This is a genomic window from Kluyvera sp. Awk 3 (genome assembly GCF_028069715.1).
Classification (GTDB): Bacteria; Pseudomonadota; Gammaproteobacteria; order Enterobacterales; family Enterobacteriaceae; genus Kluyvera; species Kluyvera georgiana_A.
In genome coordinates, this window is sequence record NZ_JANEWH010000018.1 from 13,683 (window position 1) to 30,227 (window position 16,545).

Annotated in this window: 21 protein-coding genes; 7 read left to right on the top strand and 14 right to left on the bottom strand. The window is 57.6% G+C overall.

Features of this window, described 5'->3' with window-relative positions:
* Positions 1-48: 48 nt before the first annotated feature.
* From cutC to NNN71_RS06135, 7 genes are read right to left on the bottom strand one after another with little or no spacing between them, the layout of a single operon-like run.
* Entirely contained in the window at positions 49-3,435 is a 3,387-nt protein-coding gene (cutC, locus tag NNN71_RS06105) for a choline trimethylamine-lyase (RefSeq protein ID WP_271458090.1), read from the bottom strand.
* A 25-nt stretch (positions 3,436-3,460) separates the two neighbouring features.
* Positions 3,461-4,615: a 1-propanol dehydrogenase PduQ gene (locus tag NNN71_RS06110; RefSeq protein ID WP_271458091.1), complete on the bottom strand. Its 1,155-nt coding sequence runs from the start codon at positions 4,613-4,615 to the stop codon at positions 3,461-3,463.
* Between the two features lie 15 nt (positions 4,616-4,630).
* A complete protein-coding gene (locus NNN71_RS06115; protein WP_163447935.1) occupies positions 4,631-4,888 on the bottom strand; it encodes a EutN/CcmL family microcompartment protein in 258 nt (85 codons plus the stop codon).
* Between the two features lie 26 nt (positions 4,889-4,914).
* Positions 4,915-6,504, bottom strand: coding sequence for an acetaldehyde dehydrogenase (acetylating) (locus tag NNN71_RS06120; protein ID WP_163447936.1), 1,590 nt, complete (start codon positions 6,502-6,504; stop codon positions 4,915-4,917).
* 53 nt (positions 6,505-6,557) lie between these two features.
* Positions 6,558-6,836, bottom strand: coding sequence for a BMC domain-containing protein (locus tag NNN71_RS06125; protein ID WP_015585230.1), 279 nt, complete (start codon positions 6,834-6,836; stop codon positions 6,558-6,560).
* Between the two features lie 14 nt (positions 6,837-6,850).
* A complete protein-coding gene (locus tag NNN71_RS06130; RefSeq protein ID WP_006821084.1) occupies positions 6,851-7,135 on the bottom strand; it encodes a BMC domain-containing protein in 285 nt (94 codons plus the stop codon).
* Between the two features lie 16 nt (positions 7,136-7,151).
* Positions 7,152-7,430 (bottom strand): BMC domain-containing protein, encoded by a 279-nt coding sequence (locus tag NNN71_RS06135; protein WP_001540796.1) that lies wholly within the window; start codon positions 7,428-7,430, stop codon positions 7,152-7,154.
* Positions 7,431-7,879: 449 nt separating this feature from the next.
* Here NNN71_RS06135 and fosA point away from each other — a divergent pair, with 449 nt between their 5' ends.
* On the top strand, positions 7,880-8,296 hold the full coding sequence (gene fosA / locus NNN71_RS06140; protein ID WP_271458092.1) for a FosA3/FosA4 family fosfomycin resistance glutathione transferase: 417 nt from the start codon (positions 7,880-7,882) through the stop codon (positions 8,294-8,296).
* A 4-nt stretch (positions 8,297-8,300) separates the two neighbouring features.
* Here the strand turns inward: fosA and NNN71_RS06145 are convergent, their stop codons facing one another.
* The 5 genes from NNN71_RS06145 to NNN71_RS06165 all read right to left on the bottom strand — a co-directional run bounded on the left by NNN71_RS06145 (position 8,301) and on the right by NNN71_RS06165 (position 11,062).
* On the bottom strand, positions 8,301-8,819 hold the full coding sequence (locus NNN71_RS06145; protein ID WP_014839979.1) for a FidL-like protein: 519 nt from the start codon (positions 8,817-8,819) through the stop codon (positions 8,301-8,303).
* Entirely contained in the window at positions 8,819-9,607 is a 789-nt protein-coding gene (locus tag NNN71_RS06150) for a winged helix-turn-helix domain-containing protein (RefSeq protein WP_271458093.1), read from the bottom strand. The genes NNN71_RS06145 and NNN71_RS06150 overlap by 1 nt, the downstream gene beginning before the upstream one ends.
* A 19-nt stretch (positions 9,608-9,626) precedes the next feature.
* Positions 9,627-10,205 (bottom strand): TetR/AcrR family transcriptional regulator, encoded by a 579-nt coding sequence (locus tag NNN71_RS06155; protein WP_064548968.1) that lies wholly within the window; start codon positions 10,203-10,205, stop codon positions 9,627-9,629.
* A gap of 190 nt (positions 10,206-10,395) precedes the next feature.
* A complete protein-coding gene (locus tag NNN71_RS06160) occupies positions 10,396-10,647 on the bottom strand; it encodes a hypothetical protein (protein WP_053390144.1) in 252 nt (83 codons plus the stop codon).
* Between the two features lie 4 nt (positions 10,648-10,651).
* Positions 10,652-11,062: a Spy/CpxP family protein refolding chaperone gene (locus tag NNN71_RS06165; RefSeq protein WP_053390145.1), complete on the bottom strand. Its 411-nt coding sequence runs from the start codon at positions 11,060-11,062 to the stop codon at positions 10,652-10,654.
* A gap of 428 nt (positions 11,063-11,490) precedes the next feature.
* Here NNN71_RS06165 and NNN71_RS06170 point away from each other — a divergent pair, with 428 nt between their 5' ends.
* Genes NNN71_RS06170 through NNN71_RS06185 form a run of 4 tightly spaced genes read left to right on the top strand, consistent with a single transcriptional unit; the run spans position 11,491 to position 14,593 of the window.
* Entirely contained in the window at positions 11,491-12,318 is an 828-nt protein-coding gene (locus NNN71_RS06170; RefSeq protein ID WP_053390146.1) for an ABC transporter substrate-binding protein, read from the top strand.
* 1 nt (position 12,319) lies between these two features.
* A complete protein-coding gene (locus NNN71_RS06175) occupies positions 12,320-13,138 on the top strand; it encodes an amino acid ABC transporter ATP-binding protein (protein ID WP_053390147.1) in 819 nt (272 codons plus the stop codon).
* Positions 13,138-13,920, top strand: coding sequence for an amino acid ABC transporter permease (locus NNN71_RS06180; RefSeq protein ID WP_271458094.1), 783 nt, complete (start codon positions 13,138-13,140; stop codon positions 13,918-13,920). The genes NNN71_RS06175 and NNN71_RS06180 overlap by 1 nt, the downstream gene beginning before the upstream one ends.
* The gene (locus tag NNN71_RS06185; RefSeq protein ID WP_271458095.1) at positions 13,910-14,593 is read left to right on the top strand and encodes an amino acid ABC transporter permease; all 684 of its coding nucleotides are present in this window, start codon (positions 13,910-13,912) and stop codon (positions 14,591-14,593) included. The genes NNN71_RS06180 and NNN71_RS06185 overlap by 11 nt, the downstream gene beginning before the upstream one ends.
* Positions 14,594-14,655: 62 nt before the next feature.
* Here NNN71_RS06185 and NNN71_RS06190 read toward each other — a convergent pair whose 3' ends face one another.
* Positions 14,656-14,883, bottom strand: a complete 228-nt coding sequence (locus NNN71_RS06190) for a YccJ family protein (RefSeq protein ID WP_053390150.1) — start codon at positions 14,881-14,883, stop codon at positions 14,656-14,658.
* 16 nt (positions 14,884-14,899) lie between these two features.
* Positions 14,900-15,505, bottom strand: a complete 606-nt coding sequence (gene wrbA, locus NNN71_RS06195) for an NAD(P)H:quinone oxidoreductase (RefSeq protein ID WP_271458096.1) — start codon at positions 15,503-15,505, stop codon at positions 14,900-14,902.
* Positions 15,506-15,790: 285 nt separating this feature from the next.
* Between wrbA and NNN71_RS06200 the strand changes: the two genes are divergently transcribed.
* Both NNN71_RS06200 and NNN71_RS06205 read left to right on the top strand, forming a co-directional pair.
* Complete coding sequence (locus tag NNN71_RS06200; RefSeq protein WP_271458097.1) at positions 15,791-16,093, top strand: hypothetical protein; 303 nt, start codon at positions 15,791-15,793, stop codon at positions 16,091-16,093.
* A 249-nt stretch (positions 16,094-16,342) separates the two neighbouring features.
* The gene (locus NNN71_RS06205) at positions 16,343-16,519 is read left to right on the top strand and encodes a general stress protein (protein WP_053390153.1); all 177 of its coding nucleotides are present in this window, start codon (positions 16,343-16,345) and stop codon (positions 16,517-16,519) included.
* Positions 16,520-16,545: the final 26 nt, after the last annotated feature.

Sequence of the window (16,545 nt, forward strand, 5' to 3'; positions counted from 1 at the left end):
CTTGCCTCCTGAAACATCGGACTTCCTTGTCCACAGCGGTCCGTCTTATCAGAACTTCTCAATCACCGTACGGCTGATGATCTCGTCCTGAACTTCCTTACACAATTCAACGAAATAGGCGCTGTAACCCGCTACGCGGACGATCAGGTCGCGGTATTTCTCCGGCTCCTGCTGCGCTTTTTTCAGCACTTCGTTATCGACGTAGCTGAACTGCATCTGACCGTTGCCAAGAATCGACGCGGTGCGCAGCAGCGTAATCAAGCCGTGGCGACCTTCCGGAGTATCCAGCAGCCCTTTGAGGAACTTGAAGTTGTGCACCATGCCGATGTTCATGGTTTCCACGTTCATCTTGCTCACCGACTTGATGATCGCCGTCGGACCTTGCTTATCCGCGCCCTGGGTTGGGCTGATGCCATCAGAGAGCGGCATCCACGCCAGACGTCCGTTCGGCGTGGCGTTGGTCAGCTCACCGATTGGCGTGTTGTTGGAGATAGACAGGGTGCCGTGGCTCAGGGTGGAGTAGAGCATTTTGTACTTGCGGCACTCGCGCTCGGTCCATTCGGTGATATCCAGCGCGTACTGGTCAACGTAGTTGTCATCGTTGCCGTACTTCGGCGCGTTCAGGCAGTCGCGGCGCAGCGCTTCAAAGCCTTCAAAGTTCGCCAGCATCGCATCGCGCATCTGCTCGAGGGTATATTTTTTATCCTCGTACACCAGTTTGCGAATCGCGGCCATCGAATCGACGTAGGTGGCCAGACCGGAGAAAATCAGCCCCGGCCCGTGGTTGATCATCGCGCCGCCAGCGGAGACGTCTTTGCCTTTTTCCATGCAGCCTTCCACCAGCAGCGACATCAGCGGTTTTGGCGCCACGTCGCGGTGGACGCGCTGGCTGATCACCGTACCGATGGCCGACAGGCGGACGATATGGGCGATCTGTTTTTTCACTGCCGCGTCAAATTCTTCGAAGGTGTGCAGGTCACGCAGGTCGCCGGTATCCAGCCCCTGATAGCTATCAAACAGCACCATACGGCCACGGTTGAGTACGAACTCGATGGCAATCGGCCACTGGGTGTAGCCGGTGGAGGTCCACTGGTAGATGCGGCCGGATTTCTGCGGTTCCACGCAGCCCATCAGGCAGTAGTCGCGGGCGTCTTCGAAATCGAAGCCTTTGCGCAGCATCATCTTGATGTGGGAGTCATCGAAGTGACAGGCCGGGAAGCCCATGCCCGCTTTCACCACGTCGACGATTTTTTCCATGTACTTCTGCGGCGACTGGTTGTGAATACGGCAGGCCAGCGACGGCTGGTACACCTTCACGAAGCGCACGGCATCCATAATCAGGTAGGTCAGGTCGTTACAGGCATCGCCGCCGGAACGCTTCTGGCCGCCGACGGTCAGGTTGATAAACGGCTGGTAGCCAGCGAAATATTTCGCGCCCAGCTCGCTGGACATCCACATTAGTTCGGCGCACTTGATGATAAACGCCTGCATCAGCTCCAGTGCGGTTTCGTGGGTCAGGCGGCCTTCACGGATATCGGCTTCAAACATCGGGTAGCAGTACTGGTCAACGCGACCCAGCGACAGGCCGGTCTGGTTTTCTTCAATCTCAAACAACGATTCCACCGTCCAGATGCTTTGCAGCGCTTCCTGCAAGGTTTTCGGTGGATTGGCCGGGACGTTCTGGTTCACTTCGGCGATGGTCAGCAGCTCGGCGCGACGCTGAGGATTTTGCTCCAGCGCGGCCAGTTCGCGAGCGCGGGCGGCGATACGGTGGGCGTAGTTAATCACCCCTTCGCAGGTTTCAATCGCCGCTTTGTAGTAGTAAATACGATCGATATCTTCCGGGTTTTCCATGCTCAGGCTGGCGAGCTGTGCCTCGGCATCCGCTTTAATGCCGTTCATGCCTTTGGTGAACAGCAGCACGTCATAGCCCGGACAGGTGTCGCCGCCGCCGTTGATCTGGTGGTAGGAGAGGTCGCTGACGAAGGTCTCGCCGCTGAACGCCCAGACGCCCGCTTCGCGGTACTGTGCTTCGCAGATCTCATCCAGTGAGCGGCCTTCCCAGAACGGGACGATCTCTTCGCGGATGGTTTTCTTGTCTTCTTCGCTGATCTCAAATGGATCCTGCGGGCGCGTGCTCATGGTATCGAGCTCGTCGCGCACCCAGCGCCAGGCGATATCCGGGGAGAAGGCGCCCGCACGCGGCTTGCCGCACGGATGGCCGACGATCAGCTCGTCGTCCTGAATCAGAATCGGCGCGGTTTCGCAGGCGTGGCGGAAGGCTTTGGCGCGCAGCAGAATGGTCGGCATGCCTGGATTGGCTTTCACCACTTCGGTAAAGGCCAGCGCGCGGTAGATAGAGACGCTCGGACGCACTGTCAGGTAGTGGTTGCGCAGGCGCTGCATGCGCGGAGTCAGGCCTTCCGTGGTGGGAGTTTCGCTTGCGGCGGCGAACGGCACGGCGGCGACTTTCTGCTCGCCGCTGAACAGACGCACCGGAAGGCGCAGGGCGCTGAGGTTTTGCTGCGCGCTGAGGAACATGGCGGAAAGTTCGTTGATACCCGCGTTTTCAAGGCTCGCGCCGTGGAGCAGGGCATCGAACATCGGGTAGCCGTCGATAGCGCTGGCGGCGCGGACTTCGCTCAGCTCTGCCAGTTTAAACCACAGGCATTCGACGATCTCATAGGCCTGCGCTTCATTCAGCGTGCCGTTGGCGATGTCGTGCTGATAGTACGGCAGCAGCGCTTTGTCTGCGCCTTCCGGGTTGACCGCGTAGCTGCCGTTATCCAACTGGAGCGCCAGCTGGAACAGGTAAAATGCCTGGCAGGCTTCTTTGAAGCTGCGCGCCGGGTGGGCTGGAACATGGTGCAAAATAGCGGCGCTGTCGAGCAGTTCGGCCTTACGGTAGGCGTTGGTCTCTGCGGCGGCGAGTTGTTCCGCGCTGTTGGCCAGGTTCTGCGCCAGCGCCATCAGCGCGTCGCAGGCGTAAATGGCCGCGCGACAGCCGTTGACTTCGTCCATGCCGCTGCGGCTAACCGCGCTGCCGAGCGTACGGGTCTTTTCTTCCAGCTGGTGTTTAATCGCCAGCACGCCTTTCTCTACCACCAGCTTGTAATCCGGGGAGTCGAGATCGCTGTTCAGATTCAGAAACTGGAAGACGGATGGGCGGCGCGCGGCGTTTTCGTCGTGGAAAATCGCCCCGTGCGGCTTGCGGGTCTGGTTGCCGACGATCAGCTCATCGGCGCTGATGGTCAGCGGCAGCTGGCGCATCAGTTCATAGAAACGGCTCGCCGGTTTAACGGCAGCGGGAACGCCGGCAATATCGCCGTCCAGGCCGCTCAGAATGGCGGCGTGTTCGGTGCACAGGGTGCTGGCGTGTGCCTGTAAACGTTCAGCCAGCACTTTGACGCGCGGCGTTAAGCTATAGTGTGCCATAGGTAAGATTCTCCAGTTCTTGTTCTCAGCGGCAGTGGGCGGCGCTGCCGCTCCATGCCTGGCGATAGAGTTCGGTTAAAGCCTGGGCGTCCGGCGCGCGTGGGTTGGTCGGGGTGCAGCTATCGCGCAGCGCCTGGCCGACCATTTCCGCCAGTCGGCGCTCAAAATCGGCGGCATCAACGCCGGTTTGCTGTATTCCCGTCGGCATCGTCATTTCTTCTTTCAGCGCCGCAATAGCGACCAGCAGGCTATTGACCCCCTGGCGAGTCGTGGCTGCGGGCAGATCCAGCAGGTGAGCCAGCCGGGCATATTTATGGGCGGCGGCGGTGTCGCACTGACCCTGATAGTCCGCGTTCCATGCCACCACGCTCCCCATCAGCAGGGCGTTGGCGCGGCCATGCGGTACGTGGAATACGCCGCCGAGCGCATGCGCCAGGCTGTGGGTGATGCCCAGCGAGGCATTGGTAAACGCCATGCCAGCCATGCAGGAGGCGTTGTGCATTTTTTCTCGCGCCAGCAGATCGTGTCCGTTGCGCCAACAGGTGGGCAGATAGCGGAACACCTGCTGCACCACTTTCTCGGCCAGCGCGTCGGAAAAGTCGCTGGCGGCGGTGGAGACGTAGGCCTCCAGCGCGTGGCACAGGACATCCATACCGGTATCGGCGGTGATGGCGGGCGGTACCGAGGCGACCAGCGACGGGTCAAGAATGGCGATATCCGGCAGCAGCGACGGGTCAACCAGCACCAGTTTTTCGGCATGGGCCTTGACCACCGAAAAACTGGTCACTTCCGAGCCGGTGCCGCTGGTGGTGGGGATCGCCACAAACTGCGGGCGTTCACGTCCTGCCTCCGGACGGGTCTGCGCCAGAGCGAAAATAACCGCCTTGGCGGCGTCAATCACGGAGCCGCCGCCCAACGCGATGACCAGATCCGGCGCGCAACTGTCCATGCGCTTCATCCCGCGCACCACGGTGGCGATATCCGGGTCGGCCACCACATCGTCCCAGACCTGCATCTCGATACCGCGCTGGCGCAGGATGTCGGTCACCCGGGAGGCGAGGCCAAATTTCACCATCGCCTGGTCGGTGACCAGCAGCGCACGCTGAGCGGGCACGTCGTTCAGGGCGGCAAGCGCGTCCTGACCAAAACGGATCCGGGGTTTCAGCAAAAATTCACTCATTGGGTTATTCACTCCTTACGCGTCCCGAAAGACGTTCTCGACAATGGCAACCACCGACATCGCCTTGTAACGGTCCTTGTTAAGCGCGAAATACTCTTCCGCCAGCACAATGTCGTGCATGCCTGCGCCGACGCTGTCGACGGCAACCCAGGTGCGGTTCTTCATCGGCTGCTGATCGTCGTCCAGTTGGGTTATCAGCAGCAGGTTGCTGCCGCGTAGCTCATCGCATTTCTGCGTGGCGACGACATGTCCGGTTACCTTTGCGAGAATCATCGTTTTTATCGCCTTATATCAATGCGTTACTTGCCTAAGCGCTCAAGCACCTGGCGGATGACGCGTTCCACGTTTTGCTCGCTTATCTCGCCTTCCTGCTCTGTCGTCGCGCTGGCGAAGCGGTTATCGCTTGCGCTAGCGGCGGCAGGGGAAGGGGAGGTGAAGCGCGCGTCGTCGAGGATGCTGCGGCGCGGGTCGACCGACTGGCTGACGATCGTCGGCTGTGGCTCGACGCGGCTACCCGGTGCGCGCAACTCGTCAATGGAGCGCACGCCGTAGCCCACTTTGCGGATGTTCAGCAGGTTCATCGGCCCGACGTTATCGGAGCTGGAACCGCCGCCGACCGCACCGCAGCCCAGCGTCAACGCGGGAGAGATGTTGGTGGTCGCGCCGATGCCGCCGAGGGCCGCGGGGGTGTTGATCAGAATGCGGTTAACCGGTTTTTCGAGGCAGAACTGGCGGATAACATCCTGGTTACGGGTGTGGATCACCAGCGTGTGGCCGAGGCCTTCGTTGGTCAGCAGTTCCATCACGCGGTTGCAGGCAGCTTTCCAGTCCTCTTCCACGTACAGGCCGAGTACCGGACACAGTTTTTCTCGGGAGTAGGGGTTGGTGTGCGAAACGGTAGTCTGCTCGGCGATCAGCACGCGGGTGCTGGCCGGGACGCAGAAGCCCGCCATCTGGCTTAAATAGAGTGCCGTTTTGCCGACCACTTTCGGGTTGATCGTGCCGTTCGGACGCAGCAGCAGGGCCGCCATTTTCGCCGCTTCGCCTTCGTTCATAAAGTACGCGCCCTGGGCTTCCAGCTCGCGATGAACCTCGTCGTAAATGCAACGTTCGACGATGATCGACTGTTCGGAGGCGCAAATGACGCCGTTATCGAAGGTTTTGCTGGTGATGATGTCTTTCACCGCGTGGTGGATATCGGCGCTGCGCTCGATAAACGCCGGGCCGTTACCCGGGCCGCCGCTGATGGTTGGCGTGCCGGAGGCGTAGGCGGCGCGCACCATCCCTTCACCGCCGGTCGCCAGAATCAGCGACACCTCTTTGCTGTGCATCAGCTCGGAGGTGGCTTCCAGCGTCAGTTCAGTGATGCCGTCGACGATCCCCGCCGGTGCGCCCGCCGCTTCAGCCGCGCGTTTGACAATCTCGATGGCCTTCCAGCTGCACTGACGCGCACCCGGATGCGGCGAGAAAATAATCGCATTACCGGCTTTCAGGGCAATCAGCGTCTTGTAGATAACCGTCGAGGTAGGGTTGGTGGAAGGCACCAGCGCGCAAATAACGCCGAGCGGCACGCCCACGTCCATCACTTTTTTCTGTTGATCGTCATGAATGATGCCGACGGTCTTCATATCTTTGATGGCGTCGTAAACGCGCAGCGAGGCAAAACGGTTCTTCAGGACTTTATCCTGCCAGTTGCCGAAGCCGGTCTCTTCCGCGGCCATTTTCGCCAGCGCTTCGGCATGGTGCGCCGCTTCCTGGGCCACGTTTTTCACGATGGCGTCGATTTGCTGCTGTGAAAAGGTGGCCATCACGGCTTGTGCCTTTTTGGCGTTGCGCACCAGTTCTCGCGCGTTCTGGCGAGAGAGCAAATCGGTATCCAGTTCAATCATGAGTCTATCCTTCATCAGACTAAAAGAGTGCAGACGGGGCGTGCCCTGTCAGGTCATGCTTTATGCTGCGACGCGATTTTTTCGATATCGTTATGCGGACGCGCAATCACGCGGGAAGTGACCACTTCACCGATGCGTTTTGCCGCTTCCACGCCGGAATCCACCGCCGCGTTGACCGCACCGACGTCGCCTTTCACCATCGCGGTGACCAGCCCGGAGCCGACGTTTTCATAGCCAATCAGCTCAACGTTGGCGGCTTTACACATCGCATCAGCCGCTTCAATGCAGGCCACCAGACCTTTGGTTTCAATTAAGCCAAGCGCTTCTTTCATCATGTTCTCTCCGGTTATTCGGCAATTTTGTAGTGAGCGACAATCTTGTTGATGTCGTTATGCGGACGCGCGATAACCAGTGAAGTCACCACTTCGCCAATGCGCTGTGCGGACTCGACGCCGGAATCTACCGCCGCTTTCACCGCGCCGACGTCGCCTTTCACCATCGCGGTGACGAGGCCGGAGCCGACGTTTTCGTAGCCAATCAGTTCAACGTTGGCGGCTTTACACATGGCATCAGCCGCTTCAATGCAGGCCACCAGCCCTTTGGTTTCAATCAGACCTAATGCATCACCCATTTGCGTTCTCCTGGCCTTAAGCCTTGTGTTTAATGACAATTTTGTTGATGTCGTTATGCGGACGCGCAATCACCAGCGACGTCACCACTTCCCCGATGCGCTGCGCGGACTCGACGCCGGAATCCACCGCCGCTTTCACCGCGCCGACATCGCCTTTCACCATCGCGGTGACCAGGCCGGAGCCGACGTTTTCATAGCCAATCAGCTCGACGTTCGCGGCTTTACACATCGCATCCGCGGCTTCAATGCAGGCCACCAGACCTTTGGTTTCGATAAGCCCCAATGCATCACCCATGGCTCTCTCCTCAGAACAGGTTGTGATTTAAGGAAAACCGGCCGTGTCACGGCGTTAACCCACGGCTGCGGCGTTCGAATGTCACTATAGGGGGGGAGAATCTGGATGGAACTTAAATCCGATAGATGTAATTATTTAGGATATAACTCTGTGATTTAGTCTTATCAGGCCGTGTATTTATGTCTTTATGCTGTAATGTCGGTGCTGATTTGGTCTTCAATAAGGCGATTTTTAGCCCGCTTTTTCCGGGGGGATGAAATGTTATTGGATTGCTAAATGATTTCAAAAAAGGGGTAACATAGCGCGGGGATTAGTGTGGCGAGGCGCAGGTTTCCGGCGGTAGCCTAAACGCAAAAAATGCGCTTTTTAGCCGGTGATGAGGTGAGGCCGGGAGGGGATGCGTCGCCGATCACAGTTTACAACAGGGTTTGATAACGGGAGGAAAAGTCATGCTGCAGGGATTGAATCATCTGACGCTGGCGGTCAGCGATCTGGCGTCAAGCCTGGCATTTTATCAGCAGTTACCTGGAATGCGTCTGCACGCCAGCTGGGATAGCGGAGCCTATCTCTCCTGTGGGGCGCTGTGGCTGTGCTTGTCGCTGGATGAGCAGCGGCGTAAAACGCCCCCTCAGGAAAGCGACTATACCCACTACGCCTTCAGCGTGGCGGAAGAAGACTTTGCCGGGGTGGTGGCTCTGCTGGCGCAGGCGGGGGCTGAGGTATGGAAAGATAACCGCAGTGAAGGGGCGTCTTACTATTTTCTCGACCCTGACGGCCATAAGCTGGAGCTGCATGTGGGGAATCTGGCGCAGCGGCTGGCCGCCTGTCGCGAACGCCCCTACAAGGGGATGGTCTTTTTTGATTGACGGGTTAGTTCAGCTTACTGCCGGATTTCAACGTGCAGATCCACAGCGGTGAATTGATAGAGCTGAGCAAGATAGCCTTTTCGTTGAGCTTCTGAGCGTTGAGAAACAGCCCGTCGTGGCTGTCGGACATCTCGCGCATAAAGTAGTCGAAAATCACGTTCGGCGATTCATCAATCGAGGAGGCGCTCGATTCCCACTGATTGATGCGGTAATGACGCTCGGTGGCCGAGATGCGTTTGCTGCTGTAGGTAAACTTCACGTAGCGTTGCAGGTAGAGCCAGCCGGCGGCGGAGTCGGTGTAACCTTCGACCACCATCGAGCCTTTACCCTGCGCGCCAAAATTGAAGTGAATATTGCCGTTAACGTTCTCTTTGTCCATGTTCTCAAAGCGCATGATGCCCTTAGTGGAACAGCTCATGACACCCGCGTTGTCGGCAGGCAGCAGCCGCCAGGCGCTAAACGCGGCGGCGGCAATAAATACCAGAACGCAGAGGGCAAAGAACGGACGCGGCGCGAGTCTCATTACGGCTTCCAGGAGTAGTAAAAGTAGTTATCGCAATAGCTGAACGGGTTATCTTCATGCATGGCGCAGTGGGCAAGGAACACGCGCCCCAGCCCGTTGGTTTCGAGCCGGTCGCCATAGAAGAAAAGAAAACGTTCACCGGGTTTACAGGCAATATTCAGCCGCTGGCGCACCTCATCGAAGTTTTTGCCGTAGGACTCTTCGCTGACCGAACGTCGCATTTCATCGCTGGCCAGCAGTTCGCACTGGCTATGGCTGAGGCGGGTCAGCGCGATAGGCTGAGATTCGCTGATGCCGACCAGACTGAAGGTAACCAGAAGCAGGGCAATGGTGAGCAAGCAGGCTCCGGCCATGTACCAGCACATCCCGCGGGCATGTGCGGAGCGCGGTGCGTCTGGCGTTGTCGCAACGGGCGGCGGTTCGGCTGGCGTCTGTTGTGGCGAATCCGGCGGCGCGTCGTCCAGCGCTTCGATAATGACCTCGGGGTTAAGCTGCAAATAGCCGCGCGAGACGGTGACGATGATGTTATCGACGCCGTAATGGCGAAAGGTCTTCCGCAGCATGCTGAGATACTGGTTCAGATTGCTGTTGGATGAGGTTAATCCATTGTCATCCCAGACTTTTTTCAGAACATCTTCCCGGCTGACAATCTCGGTATGGCGCAGAAAATAGTTAAACAGGGCGCTGGCGGTGAGGGATAGCTGGCTGTCCGGTTCATCGCTTTGTGGCAGCGTCAGGGTTCCGTCGGTGGCGTCGTAGATAAAACGGGCATTGATGTTGTAGCGCATCGCGGCCTCAGTCTGTGCTTCACGCGGGAAGCGTCATTTTATTCAGGGAGTCAACCAGCGCGCGACGGTGGTCGGCGCTCATGGTGATCCCTTCCGTCAACTCCGAAAGCCAGATGCCGTCAGCGGCGTAGCGCACCAGCGTGCCGGTTGGGCTGTTATCCAGCTCATCGCCCTGCGCCAGTTTCTCCAGCATCCAGTCGCGCCAGCATTTGCGCAGCACCGGTTCATCGGGCATCGCCAGCGACAAAACCATAAGCTGGCGGCTTTCATGGGTGTCCGTGAGATCCGCCAGATAGTTCAGATAGGCGCGGGTAAACCGGCCGTAGCTCACGCCATCCTGTTGCATCAGCGCGGTAATCGCTTCTTCCATGATTGCCAGCAGACGCGCGAACAGGGCGAATATCAGCGCCTGCTTGTTCGGGAAATGGTGGATAAGGCCGCCTTTACTGACACCTGCCTCGCGGGCAACGGCGTTCAGCGACAGGGCGGCAATGCCATCCCGACCAGCAATCATTGCCGCGGATTCCAGCAATTGTTGGTGCAGACGGACCGGATCTTTCTTGCGGTGTTGGGCTTCCATATTCATGGCCCGAATCATACCGACCAGACGGTATGATTATTTTTGACGACGATCAAGGCGTACGGGATGTCAGTAGATTGAATGTGGTTAATGCGTGAGAGGTCACAATTCGTAGTATGAATCAGGCAGTTATCACCCAGGTGCCGTTTTGGCAAAAAAAACGCGGTGAGGGGGCTCACCGCGTTCGAACGTTTATGACGATAACGACTTACTTCTGCGCGGCGCTTTTGGCCTTCGCTTTGGCGTTGTCACAGGCGGTCTGGTTTTTCGCACAGGCGTCTTTCGCGGCTTTCGCCTCTTTCTGTGCGTTAGCTTTCGCCGTGCTTTTGGCCTGAGCGCACTGCGTAGGGTTGTCCTGGCAGGCGGTTTTCGCTTTGCTGACAGCCTGACCGTTAGCCGCCGTTGCTGCGCCGCAAATCAACATAGCGCATGCGCCCAGCATCAGAGTGATTTTTTTCATGGACTTACTCCGCTGCCGCCTGGGCCAGATCGTTCTGTACCTGCTTACGCTGCTCTGCGGTCAGCACCTGGCTTAAGTCGAAGTAGTATTTCACTTTGTAGTAGCGTACCTGCTGGTCAACTTTGCTGAATGCCGCCAGCTGCTGCTTCACGCCCGCTTCGTTCCATTTACCGGACTGAATCATATCGATGATCATGCCGTCTTTAACATCTTTCATGGAGATAGACTGAACGTTTTTCTCCAGCTGTTGGTGCAGTGTTTTGATTTTAGAAACCTGAGCATCGGTCAGCTTCAGGTGCTGAACAATCGGGTCCTGAGCTGGAGCCGGGGCGGCTGCGACATCAGCGGCCTGAGCGGTGAAGGTTGCGCCAGCGAGAGTTGCGACCAGTAAAGCCGTGCGGGTAAATTTTTTCATTGTAGTCATCCATAAAGCATTTGAATTGACGCCGAAGCATCAGACGGGGGAGTCCCCATTTATTGTCGGGCTAATAATAGGTTGCCTGATGCTGACGATGCTTGCGGATTGTTGTGTCTGTTGGTAACGATGGGAAACAATGACTCTGTGAAATCATCCTTTTTTACGTATTAAGACCGTCTTAATCTTTCGCGCTCTCCCTGCTATTTCAGCAGCAAACCCGGTGTCTGTGGAAATGCGAAATATCGCTAAGCATTTGCGGTTTTTGTCGCAGTTAAGCCATGCTAATCAATTTTTTACCTTTATATAACAATCACTTTCGTTAAAGGATATTTCGTTATAAGCCATAGCGAATCGTTATTTGTGCCGATGAAGACGGTGTGGGAGCGTAAAAAGACAATACAAAAACAGGGGTATCCAGAAAGATTATGGCAAAGACAAAACAGACAGTAGCACAGCTCGCGATCGTGACCGGCCTGGTGGCGGCCAGCTTCACGACCTTTACCGCTCAGGCGGATCAGCTGGCGGATATTAAGGCGAAAGGGGTGGTGAAAGTCGCCACCTTTGACGCGAACCCGCCGTTTGGCTCGGTGGATGCCAAAACCCATGAACTGGTGGGCTACGACGTTGATTTCGCCAAAGCGCTGGCGAAATCGCTGGGTGTGAAGCTGGAGCTGGTGGCGACCAACCCGGCCAACCGTATTCCGCTGTTGCAGTCTGGCAAAGCGGATCTGATCGTGGCCGATATCACCATCACGCCGGAGCGCGCGCAGGTGATCGATTTCTCCACGCCGTACTTCGTCACCGGTCAGCAGTTCCTGGTGCCAGCGAGCAGCGGCGATAAGCTCGACGATTACAGCAAATCGCGTATTGGCGCGGTGAAAGGCACCACCGGCGAGCAGACGCTGCACCAGCGCTTCCCGCAGGCGCGCGTGCTTTCCTATGATGATATCCCGCTGGCGCTGACCGCGCTGCGCAACGGCAACGTGCAGGCGATTACCCAGGACAGCACCATTCTGGCGGGCCTGCTGGGCGAAGCGCCGGATAAAGCGAAATTCAAAATCCTGCCGGATCTGCTGAGTAAAGAAGAGATCGGCGTGGGCGTGAAAAAAGGGGAGCCGGCGCTGTTGAAGGCGGTGAACGATGAGCTGGTGGCGCTGGAGAAATCCGGCGAGGCAGCCAAAATTTATGATGTCTGGTTTGGTCCTTCCACGAAAGCGCCGCAGCCGCGTTCCTTTACCATAGAAGCAAAATAATATGTTGTCGGCTTTACTCTCTCGTTCCGCGGCGAAGGCCGCGGATTTTTCACATCTGCAGAACGCCAGCGTGGAGTTCCGTCAGGTGGTGAAGGAATACGGCAGTCATCGCGTGCTGAACGGCATCGATTTGACGATTAATCCCGGCGAAGTGGTGGCGATCCTTGGGCCTTCCGGCTCGGGAAAGTCGACGCTGATTCGCCTCATCAACCAGCTTGAAAGCCTGAGCGGCGGCGAGATTCTGGTGGACGGTAAAGCCACCCGCCAGCTCAACGGCCGGGCGCTGCGCCAGCTGCGTAGCCGGATTGGCTTTGTCTTTCAGCAGTTCAATCTCTATGCCCACCTGACGGCGGCGCAAAACATTATGCTGGCGCTGGAGTCGGTTCACGGCTGGACGCGCAGCGATGCGCATCAGCGGGCGCTGGCGCTATTACAGCAGGTGGGGCTGGCGGAAAAAGCGGACGCTATGCCTTCGCAGTTGTCGGGCGGGCAGCAGCAGCGGGTGGCGATCGCCCGGGCGCTGGCTTCGTCGCCGCAGATTATTCTGTTTGATGAACCGACCTCGGCGCTGGATCCGGAAATGATTGGCGAAGTGCTGCACGTGATGCAATCTCTGGCCCACAGCGGTATCACCATGATCGTGGTGACGCACGAAATGCAGTTTGCCCGCGAAATCGCCGACAGAGTGGTGTTTATCGACGGCGGCGACGTGCTGGAAGTGGCGCCGCCAGCGGCGTTTTTCGCCCGTCCACAACATCCTCGTGCGGTACGTTTTCTACAGAAGGTGCTGGATCCGCTGCATCAGGAGCGGACGGCGTGATGAGCAATTTCGACTGGCACGGGGTGCTCAGCGGGCAGCCTCTGCAATGGATTATTTCGGGCTTTCTCACCACGCTGTGGGTTTCCCTTGCGGGAATTGTGCTGGCAAGCGTACTGGCGACGCTGTTTTTGCTGCTGCGGCTGGCGGGTGGTCGGCTGGGTCAGGGTATTACCGGCTGCTGGGTGTCGCTGTTTCGTAATACGCCGCTGCTGGTACAGCTGCTGTTCTGGTACTTCGCGGCCTGGAACTTTCTGCCGCAGGGGATGCGTGATTTTGTGAACGATCCGCATGACTGGTCGATTCTGCCCGGCGACGTCTGGTGGTTGACGCCGGAATTTCTCTGCTCGGCATGGGGGCTTGGCGTTTTTACCTCGGCATTTCTGATTGAGGAGGTGGCGGCGGGGCTGCAAAGCGTGCCGAACGGGCAGCGGGAAGCGGCGCTGGCGCAGGGCTTTTCCACCGCCGGGTTGCTGCGCCACATCCTGTTGCCGCAGGGGCTGGCGAATGCCTGGCAGCCGGTGGTCGGCCAGTATCTTAACCTGATGAAGCTCTCATCGCTGGCCAGCGGTATTGGGTTTGCCGAGCTGACCTATCAGGTGCGGCAGATAGAGAGCTACAACGCGCATGCGCTGGAAGCCTTTGCCGTGGGCACCGTGCTGTACCTGTTTACCGGCGTCGTGCTGGGGGTGCTATTGAGCCGCCTGGGGCCAAAGCCAGTAGGGCAGGCGAAGCGGCGACGTCAGGTTAGGGATGTGCAGGGAGGGATTCAGCATGAACGCTAATCTGGCGGTCATTGTCGATAACCTCGACTATCTGCTGTGGGGGCGACTGGCGGACGGCGAACCGGGCGGCGTCGCGCTGACCCTGATGATGGCGCTGGGGGCGGGCGCATTAGCGCTGCCGGGTGGCGTGTTGCTGGCCTGCGCGGCATGGCGATTCCCCGGCATCACGCGGCGTTTACTGTACCTGTGGGCGGAGATTATTCGCGGTATTCCGCTGATATTCGTTATCTTTTGGCTGTGGTACCTGTTGCCAATGCTGACCGGCAGCGATTTACCCGGCGCGGTCACGGTGACCTTAGCGCTGGCCTGGTTTACCGCGGCGTCGGTGATGCACTCGGTGCTGGCAGGGCTGCAGGCGTTGCCGAAGGGGCAGTATGAAGCGGCACTCACTCAGGGATTTAGCGCCGGACAGAGTCTGCGGTTAATTCTGTTGCCGCAAACGCTGCGCAACGTGCTGCCGTCGCTGGTGGGGATTTTCATCAACCTGCTGAAAGATACCTCGCTGGCGTTTATCGTCAACGTCCCGGAGCTGACGACCGTGGCCGGGCAGGTGAATAACCGCGTACAAATCTACCCGACGGCCATTTTTGTCTTTATTGGCGTGGTCTACTATCTGCTCTGTTTTGGGCTGGAAAGGGTGGCGAAGCGCTGGCAGCGTCGAGTGACGGTATAAAAAAACAGCCCGGCGTCGCGTGATGCTCAGCCGGGCTGGGATGTTATTTGGTCAGGTCCGAATTAAACGTTCTTACGTTCAATGGTTTGCTCGCCCCAGAACAGTGCATCTTTGTCTGTTTTACGGAAGGCCAGCTCAAGAACGGCATCGCTGCCTTCTTCCCAGATTTTTTCTGCGACTTTTTCGTCATACTTTGCGAGTTCAAAAATCGCTTCGGCAATTTCCGGCGAGGTATTACGCAAGCTCGCCCATTCACCAATATGATGTGCTTTGCCTTCTTGTGTGGGCATCTCTCTTCTCCCTTAATTAGCCTTTGAGTTTAACGGCCAGGCCAGCGACATATTCACCCTGATAACGGGCAATCGACAACTCTTCCTGGCTTGGCTGGCGTGAGCCGTCGCCGCCGGCAATGGTCGTAGCGCCATACGGCGTGCCGCCGCGAACCTGCGAGATATCAAACAGTTCTTGCGCCGCATAACCGATCGGTACAATCACCATACCGTGGTGGGCGAGCGTAGTCCAGGTGGAGGTGATGGTTTGTTCCTGACCGCCGCCGGTGCCGGTTGAGCTAAACACGCTGGCCAGTTTGCCGTACAGCGCGCCGGAGGCCCACAGGCCGCCGGTCTGATCGAGGAAGGTGCGTATTTGTCCGGCCATATTGCCGAATCGGGTTGGCGTACCAAAAATAATGGCGTCGTAATCGGCTAACTCCTGCGGCGTAGCGACCGGGACGGCCTGCGCTTTGCCGCCCGCTTTGGCGAACGCTTCTGCTTGCATGGTTTCCGGTACGCGCTTGACGACGACATCAACACCGTCCACTTTATTTGCGCCTTCCGCGACGGCTTTAGCCATCGTCTCAATGTGTCCGTACATGGAATAATAGAGCACCAGAACACTTGCTTTTCCACTCATCTTAACTCTCCTGTGTCAAATTCGTTGGTTACGTAACAAGCTTCATTAAGCATAGCCCGTGCTGACGGATTCGCTGCATCACGCCAGTAAATTCTCGCTTAAACAACGCGATTGCCTGTTTTTTAAACGAAGGCCGGCTCTGCGGTGCATCAAAACAGTAACTCATTAATAACTATGATAAATAATATTGGCGATTAACTATTTATTTGGTTGATTGTTATCAACAACTTTTGCGCCTCATTCCCGGAGAATGTGCGCTGGTGGGTCACAAACAACGGTAGGTGCATGAAGAAACAAATAGCGGCGGCTGTCATGATGGGCGCGAGCCTGCTGGCGATTTCGCTGGCATCAGCCCCGGCGATCGCGCAGGACGCGCAGATGGCCAGTCAGCAAATTTATCAAGGCTTCGGCGTGACGGTCACCCGGCAGGGCGATAGGGTGACGGTGAACGGCGCGGCGGCAGAGAAGGCGGAATATAACGCCGATGCAGACGTCTATATTCAGGGGCCGTACCGGTTGGTATTTCACAAGCGCACCGGCAAAGTCCGGCTGATGAAAGACGGCAGCTATGTGGGCGTGCTGAAGTAACCTCGCGAGGTGCGGCTGACGCATAATGTCACATTTTTCTGTCGCCGATTTTCCCCCATGATAAGAGTTGATTAGGGGAACACCCCGGCGTCAGCGGGTAAAACCTGACGGCAGATATGTCAAAATATGACCAGCTGCCGTTTCACACCCCTACGGCGACTATGCTTATCACTACCGCGTTATATCGCGGGTGATTACGCTTTTCATCTACGTAATGCACGATGTCGTTCTCTCAACTGGAGGTCAGTAATGGCAAACCATCGCGGCGGTTCAGGTAACTTCGCTGAAGACCGGGAAAGAGCATCAGAAGCAGGTCGTAAGGGGGGCCAGCATAGCGGCGGGAACTTTAAAAACGATCCCCAGCGCGCCTCAGAAGCGGGCAAAAAAGGCGGGAAAAATAGCCATGGTAGTCATCGCGGCACCTAACGGCGCATAACGTTATGGTTTCTCAC